This window comes from Chloroflexota bacterium (assembly GCA_009840625.1).
Taxonomy (GTDB): Bacteria; Chloroflexota; UBA11872; order UBA11872; family VXNJ01; genus VXNJ01.
Genome location: VXNJ01000009.1, coordinates 88,270 through 105,668 on the forward strand (window position 1 = coordinate 88,270; position 17,399 = coordinate 105,668).

Below are 17,399 nucleotides of genomic sequence, written 5' to 3' on the forward strand. Positions count from 1 at the left end.
TAGTTGGGCGAGCGCCGGCCGGATTCCGTCAGGGTGTGAAAATCTGGCACCGCCGCAGCCGATTTTCAGGTTCCGCCGATGGCCCAGTTGACCGAGTCTCAAGCTCCCGCCCTGATCAGGGCTGCCACCCTGTTCGACGCCGGCGCGATTTCGCGCCTGATCGAACCGTTCGCGCGCGCCGATCAGATGTTGCCCCGCCCGATCGCCGACATCATCGAAAACCTGCGCGACTACAAGGTGGCATTCGACGGGGACGAACTGGTCGGCGTGGCCGCGCTCCACCTCATGCCCCCGGATACGGCCGAGGTGCGGGCGCTGGCGGTTGCCGATTCCTGGCAGGGCCGGGGACTTGGCCGCGAGCTGGTTGAGCGCTGCCTTGACGAAGCTCGCTCGCTGGGAATCCGACAGGCTTTCACGCTGACCCTGCAGCCCGGATTCTTCGAACGTCTGGGGTTTACAGTCTCCGAACGCGATTCGCTGACCCACAAGGTATGGACCGAGTGCTACAAGTGCCCCAAATACGACCGCTGTGACGAGATCGCGATGACGGTCGACCTCTAGGCCTGATGCGGCGCGCGATCCTCAGCCCCGACCGGCCGGTCGTGACCTTGTTGCGGCCGCTGGCGCTGCTGTCGGTGGGTGTGCTGGGCGTGCTGGCGCTGGTGACAACGTCGGCGATCGTCTACTGGTTCTTCTACGTGACCGCGGCGCTGGTCGTGCTGACCTGGTACTGGGTTTCGCGCTCGGTAACCAATCTCCGCATGGCCCGTTCGCTGGTCACTAAGGCGGCATTCGCCGGCGACGAAGTGGCCGAGGAATTCCGGTTGACCAATCTGGGTCGCCTTCCGGTGCTCATGGTCGAACTGGAGGACCAGTCGAACTTTCCCGGCTACTCGGCCTCGATCGCCGAAAACCTCGACGCCCGCCAGACCAAGGTCTGGCAGAGCAGCGGCAAGGCGCTGCGGCGCGGGATTTTCACGATGGGGCCGATGGTCGTGCGCACCGGCGACCCGTTCGGGATTTTTGCCGCCGAATTCAATTTCCCGCGCGTGACTTCGTTCGTGGTCTATCCGCGGATCGCCTTGATGCCAGAGTTGACGGTGCCGGCCGGGCATCAGTTCGGCTCTTCGCGTTCGTCCTCGCGGACCCAACAGATCACCTCCGACGCGGCCGGCATCCGCGACTTCGCGCCCGGTGATCCCATGAAGCGGATCCACTGGCTCTCGACCGCACGCCGCGGCCAGATAACCGTCAAGGAATTCGACCTGGAACCGGCCGCCAGCGTCTGGATCGCACTGGACTTGAACCGCGCTGTCCTGGCCGGGCGCGGTGCCGATACGACCGAGGAACTGGCGGTGATCGTAGCCACCGCGGTCGCCTACCAGCAGATCCGCGCCGGGCGCGCCGTCGGCCTGGCCGCGCGCGGCGATCAGCGGGTCGTGCTTGAGCCTCAGAAAGGTCCGCAGCAACTCTGGCGCATCCTCGAGCACCTGGCGGTCCTGCGGGCGCACGGACGCGAGGTTTTTCCGCTGACCCTGTCCGAGTTGGGCCAGGGCTTGGCGCCGGGCGTCTCGATTGTGGCGATTTCCTCTGACGGCGACCCCGAGTGGATAAGCGCCCTGGGGCAGCTCACCCGCCGCCGTATCAACTGCACCGCGGTCCACATCGACGCCCACAGCTTCGGCGGTCCTGCCACCGCGGCCGACCTGGTGAGTCTGGCGGCGCTGTCGGGAATAGGAATCCGGACGCTGCGGGCGGGTCAGGAATTTGCCAGCATCAGGCCGGACTTTGAGCCCCCGCCCGGAGTTCCGGCGACGATGGTCGCCGGCGGCTGAACGGCGGTGTCGACTATGACCAGCAGTTTCGACCAGTCCGGGCTGCGTCAGCGCGGGATCGACTGGCTGCCGGCCCTGCTGGCGATCGCGGTGGTGCTGGCGCCGGTCTACGCCGTCCACGACGCGCGCTGGGTCGAAAAAACGTTCGTGATGTTCCCGCTGGCGATTCTGGGACTGGCCATCGGGGCGGCGGCCTGCCGGACCCGCGCCCCCGGACCGGTGGTGCTGGCCCTGGGGGTCCTGACCGGCGTTGCGGCAAGCTTCGTGGTCGCGGCCGAGGTTTTTCCGGGACCGACCGAACTCTGGCCGAGCTTCAGCCAGATGAGCGCCGGCACCTGGGAATGGCTGCAAGCGACCGTGGAGGGCGAAACTCCGGGTCCGCAACCGCTGCTGGGGGCGATAACCACCAGCGTCGGTTTCGGATCGGAGCTCTGGCTGCGCTTGCTGGACTGGTTCGAAGCGCTGGTGAACCTGACTCCTTCGGCCGACAACGAGGTGTTCGTCTTCTGGATGGCAACCAGCGCCTGGGGTATGGGTTACTTTGCCGCCTGGGGAATCCTGCGCCGCCGATCGGCCGCGCTGGCGGCCTTGCCGGCCGGGATCACGCTGGCGATCAACACGACGTATCTGGGACCGGTACGGATGCCGTTCGTCGTATTCGTGGTGGCCCTCCTCTTGCTGATGGTCCTGGTAAACATGCGCTCGCTTACGCGACGCTGGGAGGCGAGGCGGACCGAGTACGCCCCCGAGCTGCAGGTGAACATGGCCGCCCTTTCACTGGTCGCGATCGTGCTGGCGGTCGGAATCTCGGTAGTTCTGCCGCGGGCTACCGCCAACCCTTTGGCAACGGCGTTCTGGAATTACCTGGGCGAGGGTTGGAGCGACGTCGAGGCCGCCACGACCCGGCTCTTCTCGGGCGTGTCCAATCCTTCTTCGATCTCGGCGTTTTCGGGCCAGCAGTCGTTCTCAGTGGGCGCCTCGTTGCCCTTCTCGCGCAGCGCCCTGCTGATCGTCCGGTCCACCCGGCCCTACTACTGGCGCGGCTCCACCTACGACCGGTTCCTGGGCGATCGCTGGGAAAACACCGCCAACAAATTGACGACCCTGGCGCCGGACGAACGGATCAGCGAAGTCGTCGAGTCGGCCGCGCGGGTGGCCGTCCAGGCCAATTTCGAAATCTACAACTCAGATTCCTCGATCCTCTACATACCCGGCGATGCGGTCTCGGTCAACCGCCCGTACCTGGTACAGAGTCCCGAGCACGGTGAGCTGACCGAGTTCTCCACAATCCGCGCCACCCGCCGGGTCGGACAACGGCTGGCCTACTCGGCCGAGTCGACCATTTCGGCGGCCACGCCCGATCAGCTGGCCGATTCGCCGAGCGTTTACCCGGGTTGGATCGACCGCTATCTGCAGATTCCGGATGTGAGCCCGCGGGTCCGGGAGCTCGCCAATCGGTTCGGCGCGTCCGGGCAGAACAATTTCGACACCGCCCAGGGCATCGAATTCTTCCTGCGGCGCTATCCGTTCGCGATCGATCTTCCGCCGCCGTCGCTCGGCGACGACGTCGTCGACCTTTACCTGTTCGAATATCGCCGCGGTCACGCCGAGTACGCGGCCACCGCGATGGCGATCCTGGCGCGGCTGAACGGCCTCCCGTCGCGCCTGGCGACCGGTTACGTCACCGGGCTTTTCGACGAGGAGGCCGCCGCCTGGGTGGCGGGGCCCGAAGAAGTCCACACGTGGGCCGAGGTATTTTTCCCCGGGTACGGCTGGGTTCCCTTCGAGCCGTCGGGGTACCGCGCCCCGGTGGCCCGCCTCGGCACCGATGTCGGTGCGGCAAACCCGGTAATTGAAAACCCGTCGGAAATCGACTTTTCGGATCTCCTGGACAGCCTTGAGTTCGAGGACTTTGAAGAGCTGGCGCCGGAGGACGAGTTCCTTTTGCAGCGCCTTACCACCCAGTTGGGCGCGGTCCTTCCGGTCGTGATCGCGGTGGGGGCCAGCGTGGCAGGATTTGCGTTGGTGATTCCGATCGGGCTTTGGCTGCGGTCGCGATTGCAGTCGTCGGCTTCGCGAACCGCCTCCATCTACCGCTCCATGCTCGGACTGGCCGGGCGGGGCGGATATAATTTTTCGGCGGCCAAAACTCCGCTGGAATCTGCCATACAGGTGGCCGATTTGGTCGAATCAGCGACTCTTGACGGCCCCTGGGAAGACGCCCCCGGACTACGCCCGCCAGAAGTTATCGCCCAGCACTACGCAAGGTCGATCTACGGCCCCGGTGGCCTGAACCCGGCGGACAGGCACCGAGTGGAGACAGCCTGGACAAGGCTGCGGCCGGCGCTGTACAAGCTGGTATTGCGCCGGTGGATCAAACGAATTGGACGGGGGTCGCCAACTTGACGTTGGGCGAGGTCAGAGACGCGGCGGTGATCGTGCTCGCGGCAGTTGCCGTGCTCTCGACACTGACCGCCTTGATCACGGTCGCCGTCCTTTGGCGTTTCGTCAACATGCTCCGACGCGAGCTTTTGCCGATAGTCGAAAGCCTGGCAGAAACCGCGTCCACGCTCGAATCGGTCGTCAATACGACGGTCGAATCGCGGGCCGGATCGGCATTGCGGACGATCCTATCCACCACCGCGCTGCAGCAAGTACTTGGCATTTTTCTCCGCCGGAGATGAACCGGTGAAAACCTATGTTGTACGCAATGTTGGGCGGACTGATCGGGTTCGTCCTCGGGAATGTATTGGCGGCTGTGATGCTGGGTGTGCGGCGCGGCCGCTCGGTCAGCGAAGTCGGTGAACGGTTGGCGACGTTTAAGTCAAATGCCGAGCAGGCAGCCAACGACGCCGAGGCCATGATCAGGTCGCGATTCGCCCGCCGCCAGCGCCGTCCGCGTAGTCGCGAATAATGTCCGACGCGGCCAGCGTCGCGCTAATCATCCTGGTCGCCATCCAGCTTGTGTTGCTGGTGGCCTTGTCGGTTGTGGCGGTGATCGCCTCGGTTTCGATCGTTGAAGCGACCGCCCTTACGCGGCGCAGTCTGCGGCGCCACCGCCGCACCGTCGAGAACGCCTCGGCCCGGATCGAATCGGTAGTCGAGGAGAAAGTCGTGAACCCGATCGCGCAATTCGAGCGCGGGGCGGCCTGGGCAGAACGCTTGACCGCCGACATTGCCCGCGCGCTGGCGCAGCGGTTCGGCCAGGGGCGCTAAAAGGATTGAGTCGCGGATACGGCGATAGGGTCGGCGTTCGCTACTCGGCCCGGCAGATCGAAGCCGCGATCGAGCGATTGGCCGGTCAGCTGACCGCCGACCTTGCCGAGCTGAACCCGGTAGTGGTTGTGCTTCTCAAGGGCTCATTCATGTTCGCGGCCGACCTGGTCCGAAAACTCGACTTCCCGCTGCAGCTCGAATTCCTGGCCCAGAAAAGCTATTTCGGCCGCCAGTCTTCCGGGGTATTGGAGCAGACCCTGAATCTGACCGGTCCGGTCCGCGGGCGCCACGTTCTGGTGGTCGATGACATTTCGGACACGGCCTATTCCATCGACCAGACGGTCTCGTATCTGAAGTCCCTCGGTCCAGCGTCGCTGCGGACCTGCTGCCTGCTGGAACGCATCCGGGACGACGCGGGATTCAGCGTCGACTACGTCGGGATCCGGGCCGAACCCGGTTTCCTGATCGGGTACGGCCTCGACCTCGACCAGGAGTGGCGCAACCTGCCGTTCATCGGATTGCTGGAGGAGCCGGACGGTGCCTGAGATTCGCTGCCGGGGCTCGCGCTACTTCTACACCGAGCAGAACCCCGAAGGGATCCACAAGGTGATCCTGCTGCACCCGTTCCTAGGCAGCTCCGCCAGCTGGCAGGAAGCCCTGCCCTGCTTCGACGAAACGTTCCGAGTCCTTGGATTCGACCTGCGCGGTTTCGGGAATTCGGACAAGTCTTCGACCGGCTGCACCGTCCACGCCCTGGCCGATGAAATCCGCTCCGCGATAAACGGGGCCGAAATCCAGCGCTGCAGCGTGCTTGCATCCGGGGCCGGCGCCTCGGTAGCCATAAGCCTGGCCGCCCGTTACCCATCGCTCGTGTTCAAACTGGTGCTATTCGAACCCAACCCCATCACCCTGGACTCGGAGCCGGCCGACAAAGCGACCGAGGAGCTTGCCGATATCGACTGGGAAACGGACTCGCTGTCCCAGTACCTGGGCAAGCACCTCTATCCCGGCCTTCCCGCCGACAAATTGGCCCGCGCGGCCGAGATCGCAACCGCCGCCGACCGGGACTGCGCGGTGGCATTGAGCCGGTCGCTGGCAAAGACCGATCTGTACCATCTGCTCGGCCACATCACCGCGCGCACGCTCGTCGTCATCGGCCGCGAGTTGTCCGAGGACGACCGGTTCGCAGCCCGCCTGGTGAATGCGGCGATCCGGCACTCATACCTGCGCACGCTGCCCGGCTGCGCCGGCGGGCTGTTGGCCGCCGACCCGAACGGGGCCAGCGAAGCGGCATTGCAACTCCTGAACGCTTGGGACCTGGTGGGAGGTCAATCCTGAGATGCGAATTCTTCGTTACCGCGCCGCAGACGGCCCGGCCTGGGGAACCCTGGTCGACGGGAGCGTGCACGCGCTCGACGGCGACCCCTACGGCGATTGCACGGCCGGAAGGCCGGTTGGCCCGCTGGAGGCGGTGGACCTGCTGGCGCCCTGCGAACCGCGGAAGGTGATCTGCGTGGGCTTGAACTACGCAGCCCACGCCGCCGAAACCGGCATGGCGGCGCCGGAGTTTCCGATGTTCTTCCTAAAGCCGCACACCGCGATCGCCAATCCCGGCGACCCGATCCTTCTGCCGAAGATTTCGGACCACGTGGAGCACGAGTGCGAACTGGTGGTGGTAATCGGCCAGCGGGCGCGCAACGTGTCCGAGTCGGAAGCTCTCGACTACGTCCTCGGCTACACCTGCGGCAACGACGTTTCGGCGCGCGACTGGCAGGGCCGCGAATCGCAGTGGTTCAGGGGCAAGGGATTCGACAGCTTCTTCCCGTTCGGCCCCTGGATCGAAACCGACCTTGACCCGTTCGACCTGGCGATCGCCACCCGGGTGAACGGGGAAGTTAGGCAGTCGGCTTCAACTTCGGACCTGATCTTCGACGTGCCCTACCTGGTGGCCGACGCTTCGCGCACCGCCACGCTGCTGCCGGGCGACGTGATCGCGACCGGCACTCCGGCCGGCGTCGCGCCGATCGTTGCCGGTGACGTGGTGGACATCGAAATCGGCGGGATCGGCGTGCTGTCCAATCCGGTAAGGAACGACCGGTAGCAAACCGCGTCGCGCCGACGACCGCGTATGAGTGGCTCGTCGTCGCCGACGATTTCACCGGCGCCATGGACTGCGGGCTGCAGTTCGCCAAACGCGGTCACCGGACGGTGTTTTCGACCGCGGCGGGGGCCGGCCACCGTTCCGGGGTGCTGGTTCTCTCATCACGTTCGCGCGCCGACGATCCCGATAGCGCGCGGGCCAAGGTTCTTGACCTGGCCCGGGGACCAAGCCGGTCGGCGCGGCGCGTGTACAAGAAGATCGATTCGACCATGCGCGGCAACGTGGCCAGTGAACTGGAGGCCATGTTCGCGGTGACCGGAGCCGCCGCGTGCGTCCTCAGTCCCGCGTACCCCCGGCAGGGCCGGACGGTGGTCAATGGCAGACTGCTGGTCGCCGGCGTGGAAACGGTGGTTACGGAATTGGGGGGCAGGCCGCCGCGGACCACGGCCGGCGCCGACATAGTCGAATCGATTGCCCGTAACAGCCGGTTGCGGGCCGGCGGCATACCGCTTGATTCGGTGCGAATGGAGCCGGCCGAGCTGGCCCGCGAACTTGAAAACCAGGTCGCGGCCGGCAACCGGGTGATCGTGCCGGACGCGGCCAGCGACGCCGATCTCGCCAACATCGCCGCCGCCGCCGCTTTGGCCGGCCTGGACCGCCTGGTGGCCGGTTCCGCCGGTTTGGCCGACCACCTCGACCCGGGTCGCGCCGAGGGAATTGCGCCCCTGCCGCGACCGGCCTGCGAACGCGTGGCGGTGATCGCCGGATCGTTTACCGCCGAGACCGCGCGGCAGGTCGATGTCGCTGCCGGCCTGCTGGGCCAGACGCCGTTTCGGCCCGACCTGGGCCGGTCGGGGGCCGCCCGCCGGGCGCTGGCCGAAGCTAGCCGCCAATTGGACCGCGACGGGGTCTGGATCGCCCATCCCGGGCACGTCGGCTCGTCAATCGACGGGTCGCTGGTGACCCGGATCATCGAATGGATCGGAACGGTGGCGGGCGCGCTGGCGGCGGGCGGCCGGACCGGGTTCGTGCTGACCGGCGGCGAGACTGCGGCGATCGCGGTCGACCACCTGGCCGTCGATTCGATCACGATTGCCGGAGAAATCCAGCCTGGGATCCCGGGAGCGGTCCTTTCCGGGGGCACCGGCGACGGTCTGCCGATCGTCACCAAAGCCGGGGGATTCGGCGACCCCGCCGCGCTGTACGACGGCATCGGCTGGCTGCGCAGCCGGCCGGCCTAGAATCCCTGCGCACCCGTCAAATAACCGAGGTCACCTCTTGGAATCTGTCCTGCAGATAATCCAGATCCTGCTGGCCGTGTCCGTGGTCGGCGCCGTGTTGATGCAGAACTCCAGCACCGGGCTGGGCTCGGCATTCGGGCAATCGGACAGCTTCCGGGCGACCCGCCGCGGTCTCGACCTGGTCCTGTACCGGTTCACGGTCGCCGCCGCGATAGCCTTTTTCCTCGTCTCCGCGCTGGTGGTCCGACTGGCGGTCTGATCGCCCGCGCCGGCAGCCGCGTGGCAACTTGCACCGTGATTCCGCCGCCGGCGGCTTCTATCCTCAGAATCTGATTGGCCGGGATGGATTGGCGTAACCGTATGCGAACCGAAAAAGACCCGCTGGGCGAACTGGCGGTTGACGATCAGGCCCTGTGGGGAATTCAGACCGAGCGGGCCCGGTCCAATTTCCCGATTTCCGGCCTGGCGCCGCATCCCGCTTTCGTCCGGGCTACGGTCGCGATCAAGAAAGCCGCCGCGCAGGTGCACCGCCAGAGCGGGCGCCTGGAACCGCGCCTGGCCGACGCGATCGTCGCCGCCGCCGACGAGCTGCTGGAAGAGGGACGGCACCTCGACCAGTTCGTGGTCGACGTCTTCCAGGCCGGGGCGGGAACGTCGCACAACATGAACGCCAACGAGGTGCTGGCCAACCGCGCCAACGAGCTGCTCGGCGCCCGGCGCGGCGAATACGCGCCGGTACACCCAAACGACCACGTCAACATGGCCCAGTCCACCAACGACGTGATTCCCACCGCGATCGCCCTGGCGGCGCTGGAAATGCTGCCCGGTCTGGACCAGGCCCTTAAGAAGCTGGCCGACGAGCTGGCGGCGCGGGCCGCCGATTGGGCCGATTATGTAAAGACCGGACGGACCCACCTGCAGGATGCGACTCCGGTCCGCCTGGGGCAGGAGTTCGGCGCCTACGCCGAAGCGATCCGCCGCCACCGGCCGGCAATCGCCGGGGCGGCCGCGGCGGCGGCCGAACTGAGCATCGGCGGCACCGCGGTAGGCAGCGGTCTGAACGCCGAAACCGGCTACCAGCGCGCGGTCGTTGCCGAACTGGGTGAAATCACCGGCTTGGAGCTGCAACCGTCAGCGAATCTGTTCTATTCAATGCAGTCGATGGCGCGCTTTGCCCGGCTGTCGGGGGCGTTGCGCGACCTGGCGGTAGACCTGACCCGGATCGCCAACGACTTCCGGCTGCTCGGCTCCGGGCCCAGGACCGGACTCGACGAGCTGCGCCTGCCTGCGGTACAGCCCGGATCGTCGATCATGCCGGGCAAGGTCAATCCGGTCATGGCCGAATGCCTGAACATGATCTGCCTGCAGGTCTACGGCAACGACGCGACTATCACGCACGCGGCGGCGGCCGGCCAACTCGAATTGAACGTCATGATGCCGGTGATCGCGTTCAACCTCTGCCAGTCGATCCAGATCCTGGCCAGCGGGGCAGACGTGTTCGCCGAACGCTGCGTCGCCGGCCTCGAAGCCAACGAGGAAATGCTCGCCTACTGGCTCGAGCGCAACACCATGCTCGCAACCGCGCTGGCCCCGCGCATCGGTTATGCCAAGGCGGCCGAAATAGCCAAAGAGGCGGTGCGGACCGGCGAGTCGATACCGCAGGTCGCCCGCCGGCTGACCGACCTGAGCCAGGCGGAACTGGACCAGGCGCTGGACCCGACGCCGATGACGGCTCCCGGGGTGCGCTAAGGCCAGGGCGCGGTGCTGGTACCCGCCAGCGGAAGGCCGGCCCTGTGCGTCGGCTCGCTGGTCTGTGACATTTCGATTACCGGTCTGGACCGGTTTCCGATCGCCGAAGCCGAGTTTTCGGCCCGTTCGGACGTCTGGCACCGGGAACCGGCCCGGCTGATCGCCGCCGGGACCGCCGGCAACGCCGCGCTGGCCTGCGCCGCGATCGGCGGCTCCACCCGGCTGGCCGGCCCGGTCGGGGTCGACCTGCTGGGACAAACATTGCGGTCGGCGTTTGCGGACGGGGACGTGGAACTCGCCCCTACCGGCAACAAGTCCACCGGCACCCACGTGATCGCAAACTCCACCGAAGGACTGCGGCAGGCCTTTTTCTTTCCCGGCGAGCACATCGAACTCGATGCGGTCCCGCGCGCCTGGGCCCGCGGCCAGGTCCTGTTTTCGGGACTCAATCTATCGGTCACGCGCCCGATAACCCCCGGCGTGATCGAACTGGCCGTCATCGCCCACGACCACGGAGGGCTCGTCGCGCTCGACATCGGCCAGGCCGGCGACGACATGCTCAACTTCAACGAGCTGGCCGAACTCGAACGGGCCGTCGACGTGCTGATCGGTTCCCGCTACGAATGGGGCCTGGTCCTCGGCGAGCGGCCGGAAATGCGCATGCACCGCCTTCGCGGAATCTTCCCCGGCCACGTAATCGTCAAGCACGGCGCCGAAGGGCTCGACCTGTACAGCCCCGGCCGCCGCGACCCGCAGCGTATCGCGGCGGCGCCGGTAAAGGAACGCAACCCGATCGGCGCCGGGGACGCTTTCGCGGGCGGCCTGCTGGCTGCAGTCAACGCCGGGCGGCCGCTCGAAGAAGCCTGCCGCTGGGGATCGGCGGCCGGTGCGGCCGCGGTGGAGTCGACCGGCGGACCGGCCGCGATCGAATTCGAACGGGTGCGCCAGCTGTACGCCCTCGTCTAGCTGCGCCCGCCCGACGCTCTCAATGTAGGGCCGGCGGGCCTACTCGAGATCGGCGACCAGTCCGCTCACGTATTCGGCATTGCGCTCCATCGCCCGCCGAAAATCCCAGCCTTCGGCGTAGTCGCCCTCGAACGTCAGGAACCCTCGGAACCCGGCGGCGTTGAGCACGCTTAGAGCCCAGCGCCAGTCGATGTCACCTCGCTCCAGCAGCGAGGTCCTAACGAACGCGGCCCGGTCGAGCCCGGCCACGAAAACCCGCCGCAGGTTCTTCATGTGCACGTAAATCGCGTGCGGGGCCAGACGCTCGATCGCCTCTTCGTGGCTCTCGTAAGGAATCGCCCGCGCCCAGAGGATGTTTCCCAAGTCGGGATTCAGGCCCACGTTGGGACGGTCGATTCGCCCCAGCAGGGACAGCGCCGCATCCGAGTCCTCGATGTAGGAGTTCTGGTGTATTTCGAGCGATACGTCGATCCCGCTATCGGCGCAGGCATCGGCCAGTTCGCCCAGGGACAGGGCCAGCGCGGCCGCTTCTGACGGCGGACGGCCCCGCCCGCTGCCCAGCGGATGCCGCGCTCCCACCAGGTACTCGGACGGGACGGCGGACGGACCGCCGCCGGTTCCCGGACCGGGCAGGGTCAAGTTGATCGTTGGCGCTCCCAACCGGCCCGCGATCCGGGCCGACCCGACCAACTCCCTCGTCCGGGCCGCGGGATCGCCCCCGTCCCCGTGAAGGCGAAATCCGCCCGGGTTGTAGGCCGCGGCCTTGAGCCCGGCGTCGGCCAATAGACCGGCCACGGTATCCAGTTGGCCGTCGGAAAACCCGGGAAAGTCCTGATGGGCGGTCGAGAGTTCGCAACCTGAAAATCCGGCCGCCGCCGCCCAGCCAAAAACCTCCCGCATGATCTGCGTCGGCATCGCCTGGCCCGGCCGGTGCCGGTACGGAAACCAGCGCCGGGGAAACCTGAATCCGAGAAGCATTGGCACGCCGCCTTCAATGTCGCCCGGCCACCGTTCCCGGGCACATGTTTCAAGATAATGGTGGGCCGTCCGCGCAATGCGTTCCAGCCACGACCGGCGGCGGCGCGACCGGTGGTCGCCGCAGATCCCCGGCCCTCTGCACCAACTGCCCACCTGGATTGACCATGGCCCACGATCCCGCCGCCCCGGATCTTGCCGCCCGCTCGGCCGAACTGGCCGATCTCGGATACGTTCTTTCGCTCCTCTACTGGGACCAGCGGACCAAGATGCCGGCCGGCGGGCTGGAAGCCCGCGGTCACCAGATTGCCACGATCGAAACCCTGATCCACGAGCGGACCGTCGACGCCGAATACGGCGCTTTGCTGCAGGCCGCCGCCGACACTGCCGACGATGATTCGGCGGCCGCTAGCCGAGTCGCCCATCGCCGTCGCCAGCAGGCCATTCGCCTGCCGGGCGAATTCGTAGCCGAGCTGGCCCGCGCAGCCTCCGAATCGGTCGGCGTATGGAGTCGCGCCCGCGCCGAATCCGATTTCGCCCTGTTCGCGCCGAACCTCGAGCGCCTGATCGAGCTGCAGCGCCGCAAGGCCGAGTACCTGGGTTACGAAGACGACCCCTACGACGCGCTGATTGACCTCTACGAACCGGGCATGACGACCGCGCGCGTCAACGAGCTGTTCGCGCCTTTGCGCCAGCGGCTGTCGGCGCTCCTGAAAAACATCGGGCCGGAACTCGATTCGGACCCGCGCACCGTCCTGCACGGGGAATTCGACCCCGACCGGCAGGTGGCGCTCACCCGCGCGGTGATAAAGGAGCTGGGCTACGACTTCGGGCGCGGGCGCCAGGACCTCACGATCCACCCGTTCGCGGTCTCGGTCGGGGCCGGCGATGTCCGGGTCACGCTGCGGACCGAGGACGACTACCTGGGCATGGCCCTTTTTGCATCAATCCACGAGGCCGGACACGCCATGCATTCGCAGGGGGTCCCGGTCGCGCTGTCGCGCACCGCGCTGGCCGACTGCGAATCGCTGGTGGTCTGCGAGTCGCAATCGCGCCTCTGGGAGAACCTGGTCGGGCGTTCGCGGCCCTACAGCGACCACCTGCTCCGAAACTTGCGCGAGCACTTTCCGGGGCGCTTCGCGTCGGTAACCCCCGAACAGCTCTATCGCGACGTCAACCGCGTCGGGGCCGGTCACATCCGGGTCGAGGCCGACGAGCTCCACTACAACCTGCACGTGATCCTGCGGTTCGAGATCGAACAGGACCTTATCGCCGGTTGCCTGGTCGCGGCCGACGTTCCCGACCGCTGGGCCGAGTTGTCGCAGGAGATGCTCGGCGTCACCCCTCCCGATGACGCCCGCGGGTGCCTCCAGGACGTTCACTGGTCGCAGGCCGCGATGGGCTATTTCCCCACGTACACGCTCGGCAACCTGCTCGCCGCCCAGCTTTACGAAGCGGCGCTCTCCTCCGATCCTGCGATCGATTCCGATTGCCGGCGGGGCGAATACTCCGGTCTGCTTTCCTGGATGCGCGAGCACGTCCACCGCCACGGGTCAAAATGGAACGCCACCCAACTGGCCCGGGAAGAGCTCGGCCAGGAGCTGTCGGCCGAGCCTTTGCTCGAATACCTGGAACGGAAATTCAAAGCGCTCTACCTGCCCGAACCACCGTCATGAACCTGCTCGAGTCCCTGGCCCAATCGCTGCTGTGCCGGGCGCTGGCGCGCTGGCGCGGTTCGCAGCTGGTGCTAGAACTCCCCGACGGCGACCGGCGCCGGTTCGGGCCGGCCGGCGGGCGGGAGTTCGGAATCACCGTCCATCGCCGGAGGGCGTTCCTGCGCATCGTTCAGGGCGGCACGACCGGGGCCGGCGAGTCCTACATGGACGGGGATTGGTCGACCGACGACCTGCCCGGGCTCATCGCGGCAGCCTTGCAAAACACCGCCGCTATGCGGCTCGACGGACCGCTCTCACTTGGCCAGCGCGTTATCGATCTGGCCCGGCACCGCCGCCGCGCTAATTCGCGCGCCGGCAGCGAGAAGAACATTCACGCCCATTACGACCTGGGCAACGAATTCTTCCGGTTATTCCTGGACGCGGACACCCTGGCCTATTCATGCGCGATATTCGAACCCGGTGACGACCTGGCGGCCGGTCAGTCGCGCAAATTCGAAGCCATATGCCAGCGCCTGGGGCTGGGTCCCGGCGACCACGTGCTGGAAATCGGATGCGGCTGGGGCGGGTTTGCGATCCACGCCGCCCGGACCCGCGGGTGCCGCGTAACCGGGATAACGATTTCGCACGAGCAGCAGCGCTTGGCCCGCGAGCGGGTCGAATCGGCGGGATTGTCAGGGCAGATTTCGATTGAATACTGCGACTACCGCGATGTCGCCGGCGAATTCGACCACATCGTCTCGATCGAGATGTTCGAGGCGGTGGGCAAGGAATATTGGGACGAATTCTTCGCCGTGTGCGCGCGCACTCTGCGGCCCGGCGGTCAAATGCTGATGCAGACCATCGCGATTCCCGACTCCGGCCGCGACAACGCCCTGCGCGCCTCCGGATGGATCTCCAAGTACATATTTCCGGGCGGGATCCTGCCGGCGGTAGCCGAGATCGACGAGTCGCTGCAACGCTCGGGCGGAGACTTGAGCATCGAGCACGAACGCGAGATCGGACCGCACTACGTGCGGACCCTGCTCGAATGGCGGGAGCGGTTCCTTGCCGTGCTGCCGCAGGTCCGCGAAATAGGGTTCGACGACCGCTTCATCCGGATGTGGGATTTCTACCTCTCCTCGTGCGCGGGCGCGTTCGAGGCGCGTTCAATTCGCGACGTCCAACTCCTGTTGCAGCGCACGCGAGCCTGAATCAAGGGCCAGCCGGCCGGCCTGACCTAGAATCGGGCAGCGCCCGCAGCGCCGCCTCGGCAAGTTGCTCCCAAGCCGTAATTCAAGGGGAAACATGGCGCAAGAATCGCTGTCCGCAGGGCCAGCCAGCTACCAAAAGCGCAAGTTCTTCTGGAAGCCGCGTCCCAAACCGAAGGGGTATTGGAAGCGCAACTTCCCGTTCTTCCTGCTGCACGTCAGCGTGCTGAGCGCGGTTTTCACCGGCATCAGCTGGCCGGTCGTGGTGTTTACGCTGCTCGCATTCTGGGCGCGGGTTTTCTTCATTACCGGTTTCTATCACCGCTATTTCTCGCACCGCAGCTTCAAGACATCGCGCCCGTTCCAGTTCGTGATGGGTCTGCTGGGAACGATTTCGATGCAGAAGGGTCCGCTCTGGTGGGCCGGCCATCACCGCCACCATCACTCCCATTCGGACGACGAGTCCGACGTCCACTCCCCCCGCAAGGGCGGTTTCTGGTGGGCGCAAGTGGGCTGGCTGACCGAGGACGACCGCAACGACACCCGCTGGGACCGGGTCAAGGACCTCTCGCAATACCGCGAACTACGCTGGCTTGAGAACGCCTACCCGCTGGGGGCGCTTTTTTACGCCGCCTTCGTGATCGGGTTCGGGTTCTGGTTCGAGTACGCGTTTCCCGGGTCCGGCGCGACCGCCGCGCAGTTCTTCGTGTTCGGCTTCGTCTGGTGCACGGTTGCCCTGATGCACACGACCTACATGATCAATTCGGGATCCCACATGTGGGGCAGCCAAAGGTTCAAGACCGACGACGACTCGCGCAACAACCTTTTCCTGGCCCTTCTGACTCTCGGCGAGGGTTGGCACAACAACCACCACCGCTACCCGGGGGCCGAGCGCAACGGTTTCTACTGGTACGAGATCGACATCACCCACTACCTGCTGACGATGCTTAGTTGGACGCGACTAATCTGGGACCTGCGCGAACCGCCGGAAAGAGTGTTGGCCGAAGGGTCCCAGTAGTCCGAATTGCGGCGCGGCGTCGGATCCCGTTAATCGGTTTCTTGTGAGGAAGGCGGATTGACCGCGATGCAATGGCCCCAGTTGATCCAGATGCGCCAGCAACTCGACGGCGCCCATATCGCCGACCTGGAAGCCTGCTTGCGCGAACAGCTGCGCGCCCGGCTCGCCGACAGTGAGGCGATGCCCGGTCAAACGGTCGCCATCGGCGTCGGCAGCCGGGGCGTGTCCCCAATCGTTAAGGTCGTTCGCAGCATCGTCAGCGAACTCGACCGGGCGGGACTGGAACCATTCATCGTTCCGGCAATGGGCAGCCACGGAGGGGCAACCGCTTCCGGCCAGGAGGCGGTGCTGGCCGAATACGGGATAACCCTGGCTTCCGTGGGAGCGCCGGTTCGCGCCACCATGGAAGTCATCGAGCTGGGACGCGGTCCCAGCGGGCAGACCTTCTTCGGCGACGCCAACGCCTACAGCGCCGATCACGTGGTAGTTATCGGCCGGGTCAAGCCGCACACCGACTTCAAGGGCGAGATCGAGAGCGGCCTTTGCAAGATGACCTCGGTCGGACTCGGCAAGCAGATCGGCGCCGAGCGGATTCACGAGACCGGTCTGGCGGAGACCATCCCGGAAGGGGCCCAGGTCGCGATCGACTACGGCCGCCTGCTGCTGGGCGTGGCCCTGGTCGAGAACGCCTACGACCAACCGGCGCACTGCGAGGTGGTTGCGCCCGACCAGTTTCACGCCACCGACCGCCGGCTGCTGGTTGCGGCCAAGCGCCTCTTGCCGCGCCTGCCGATCGACCAGCTGCAGCTCCTGGTCGTCGACGAAATGGGCAAGAACATCTCCGGGGCCGGGATGGACACGAACGTCGTCGGGCTCTGGCGGCTGCAGAGTTTCGGCGAAAAACTGCCCGACTACCACTACCTGGCGACGCTGCGCCTGACCGAGGAGTCGGGCGGGAACGCCACCGGGATCGGGATGGCCGACTTCGTCTCCGGCAAGCTGGTCGAGGCGATGGACCCGGACCAGACCTACATCAACGGTACGACCTCATTGGTCGTTTCAGGGTCGCGAATTCCGATGAACTTCCCGACCGATGCCGAGACCCTGGAAGTTGCGGTAAGCGCGGCTTCGCGTCTGGCCAATCGCGGAACACCGCGCATGGCCCGCATCCGCAACACGATGGAGCTCGAAGAGTTCTGGGCCAGCGAGCCGGTCGCCGATCAGCTCGAGTCCGAAGGTCGCGCCGAGCGAACCGGGTCATCCGAGCGCTTTGCCTTCGACGACGCCGGTGACCTGATCGGGGTGGCAACCTAGCCAGCCAGGCTTCCGCCCCGGCGGAGGATTGCTGGAGTTGAACCCGTACGTCCTCAGCCGCGCCATGGCACCATCCCCGGTGTCGGTTCGGACCCTGGACGCCCTTGCCATGGCTTCATTG

17 protein-coding genes are annotated in these 17,399 nt (G+C 66.4%); 16 read left to right on the top strand and 1 reads right to left on the bottom strand.

Annotated elements, in window-relative coordinates:
• Positions 1-78 precede the first annotated feature (78 nt).
• The 12 genes from F4X41_06095 to F4X41_06150 all read left to right on the top strand — a co-directional run bounded on the left by F4X41_06095 (position 79) and on the right by F4X41_06150 (position 11,108).
• A complete protein-coding gene (locus F4X41_06095; protein ID MYB16591.1) occupies positions 79-561 on the top strand; it encodes an N-acetyltransferase in 483 nt (160 codons plus the stop codon).
• Between the two features lie 5 nt (positions 562-566).
• Entirely contained in the window at positions 567-1,835 is a 1,269-nt protein-coding gene (locus tag F4X41_06100) for a DUF58 domain-containing protein (GenBank protein MYB16592.1), read from the top strand.
• 15 nt (positions 1,836-1,850) lie between these two features.
• A complete protein-coding gene (locus tag F4X41_06105; GenBank protein MYB16593.1) occupies positions 1,851-4,241 on the top strand; it encodes a transglutaminase domain-containing protein in 2,391 nt (796 codons plus the stop codon).
• 2 nt (positions 4,242-4,243) lie between these two features.
• Complete coding sequence (locus tag F4X41_06110; GenBank protein ID MYB16594.1) at positions 4,244-4,519, top strand: hypothetical protein; 276 nt, start codon at positions 4,244-4,246, stop codon at positions 4,517-4,519.
• 14 nt (positions 4,520-4,533) lie between these two features.
• The gene (locus F4X41_06115; GenBank protein MYB16595.1) at positions 4,534-4,749 is read left to right on the top strand and encodes a hypothetical protein; all 216 of its coding nucleotides are present in this window, start codon (positions 4,534-4,536) and stop codon (positions 4,747-4,749) included.
• A 178-nt stretch (positions 4,750-4,927) separates the two neighbouring features.
• Positions 4,928-5,596 (top strand): hypoxanthine phosphoribosyltransferase, encoded by a 669-nt coding sequence (locus F4X41_06120; protein MYB16596.1) that lies wholly within the window; start codon positions 4,928-4,930, stop codon positions 5,594-5,596.
• The gene (locus F4X41_06125) at positions 5,589-6,389 is read left to right on the top strand and encodes an alpha/beta hydrolase (GenBank protein ID MYB16597.1); all 801 of its coding nucleotides are present in this window, start codon (positions 5,589-5,591) and stop codon (positions 6,387-6,389) included. Before F4X41_06120 ends, F4X41_06125 begins: the two co-directional genes overlap by 8 nt.
• 1 nt (position 6,390) lies before the next feature.
• Positions 6,391-7,152, top strand: coding sequence for a DUF2437 domain-containing protein (locus tag F4X41_06130; GenBank protein MYB16598.1), 762 nt, complete (start codon positions 6,391-6,393; stop codon positions 7,150-7,152).
• A 65-nt stretch (positions 7,153-7,217) separates the two neighbouring features.
• Entirely contained in the window at positions 7,218-8,393 is a 1,176-nt protein-coding gene (locus tag F4X41_06135) for a four-carbon acid sugar kinase family protein (GenBank protein ID MYB16599.1), read from the top strand.
• Complete coding sequence (gene secG / locus F4X41_06140) at positions 8,245-8,652, top strand: preprotein translocase subunit SecG (GenBank protein ID MYB16600.1); 408 nt, start codon at positions 8,245-8,247, stop codon at positions 8,650-8,652. The genes F4X41_06135 and secG overlap by 149 nt, the downstream gene beginning before the upstream one ends.
• Before the next feature lie 101 nt (positions 8,653-8,753).
• Positions 8,754-10,142: an aspartate ammonia-lyase gene (locus tag F4X41_06145; protein MYB16601.1), complete on the top strand. Its 1,389-nt coding sequence runs from the start codon at positions 8,754-8,756 to the stop codon at positions 10,140-10,142.
• Positions 10,143-10,154: 12 nt separating this feature from the next.
• On the top strand, positions 10,155-11,108 hold the full coding sequence (locus F4X41_06150) for a carbohydrate kinase family protein (GenBank protein ID MYB16602.1): 954 nt from the start codon (positions 10,155-10,157) through the stop codon (positions 11,106-11,108).
• A gap of 39 nt (positions 11,109-11,147) precedes the next feature.
• On the opposite strand, the gene F4X41_06155 is transcribed toward F4X41_06150, so the two are convergent.
• Positions 11,148-12,086: a sugar phosphate isomerase/epimerase gene (locus tag F4X41_06155; GenBank protein MYB16603.1), complete on the bottom strand. Its 939-nt coding sequence runs from the start codon at positions 12,084-12,086 to the stop codon at positions 11,148-11,150.
• Here F4X41_06155 and F4X41_06160 point away from each other — a divergent pair.
• The 4 genes from F4X41_06160 (at position 12,086) to F4X41_06175 (ending at position 17,278) form a co-directional block, all read left to right on the top strand.
• The gene (locus F4X41_06160; protein MYB16604.1) at positions 12,086-13,759 is read left to right on the top strand and encodes a carboxypeptidase M32; all 1,674 of its coding nucleotides are present in this window, start codon (positions 12,086-12,088) and stop codon (positions 13,757-13,759) included. The two genes, F4X41_06155 and F4X41_06160, sit on opposite strands and share 1 nt — an antisense overlap.
• Positions 13,642-14,949: a class I SAM-dependent methyltransferase gene (locus tag F4X41_06165; GenBank protein MYB16605.1), complete on the top strand. Its 1,308-nt coding sequence runs from the start codon at positions 13,642-13,644 to the stop codon at positions 14,947-14,949. The genes F4X41_06160 and F4X41_06165 overlap by 118 nt, the downstream gene beginning before the upstream one ends.
• 94 nt (positions 14,950-15,043) lie before the next feature.
• Positions 15,044-15,964 (top strand): acyl-CoA desaturase, encoded by a 921-nt coding sequence (locus F4X41_06170; protein MYB16606.1) that lies wholly within the window; start codon positions 15,044-15,046, stop codon positions 15,962-15,964.
• A gap of 57 nt (positions 15,965-16,021) precedes the next feature.
• Complete coding sequence (locus tag F4X41_06175) at positions 16,022-17,278, top strand: hypothetical protein (GenBank protein MYB16607.1); 1,257 nt, start codon at positions 16,022-16,024, stop codon at positions 17,276-17,278.
• Positions 17,279-17,399: the final 121 nt, after the last annotated feature.

Coding starts and splice junctions, on each gene's coding strand:
- F4X41_06095 (MYB16591.1), top strand. CDS start 79: ATGGCCCAGTTGACCGAGTCTCAAGCTCCCGCCCTGATCAGGGCTGCC.
- F4X41_06100 (MYB16592.1), top strand. CDS start 567: ATGCGGCGCGCGATCCTCAGCCCCGACCGGCCGGTCGTGACCTTGTTG.
- F4X41_06105 (MYB16593.1), top strand. CDS start 1,851: ATGACCAGCAGTTTCGACCAGTCCGGGCTGCGTCAGCGCGGGATCGAC.
- F4X41_06115 (MYB16595.1), top strand. CDS start 4,534: ATGTTGTACGCAATGTTGGGCGGACTGATCGGGTTCGTCCTCGGGAAT.
- F4X41_06130 (MYB16598.1), top strand. CDS start 6,391: ATGCGAATTCTTCGTTACCGCGCCGCAGACGGCCCGGCCTGGGGAACC.
- F4X41_06135 (MYB16599.1), top strand. CDS start 7,218: ATGGACTGCGGGCTGCAGTTCGCCAAACGCGGTCACCGGACGGTGTTT.
- F4X41_06145 (MYB16601.1), top strand. CDS start 8,754: ATGCGAACCGAAAAAGACCCGCTGGGCGAACTGGCGGTTGACGATCAG.
- F4X41_06155 (MYB16603.1), bottom strand. CDS start 12,086: ATGCTTCTCGGATTCAGGTTTCCCCGGCGCTGGTTTCCGTACCGGCAC.
- F4X41_06165 (MYB16605.1), top strand. CDS start 13,642: ATGGAACGCCACCCAACTGGCCCGGGAAGAGCTCGGCCAGGAGCTGTC.
- F4X41_06170 (MYB16606.1), top strand. CDS start 15,044: ATGGCGCAAGAATCGCTGTCCGCAGGGCCAGCCAGCTACCAAAAGCGC.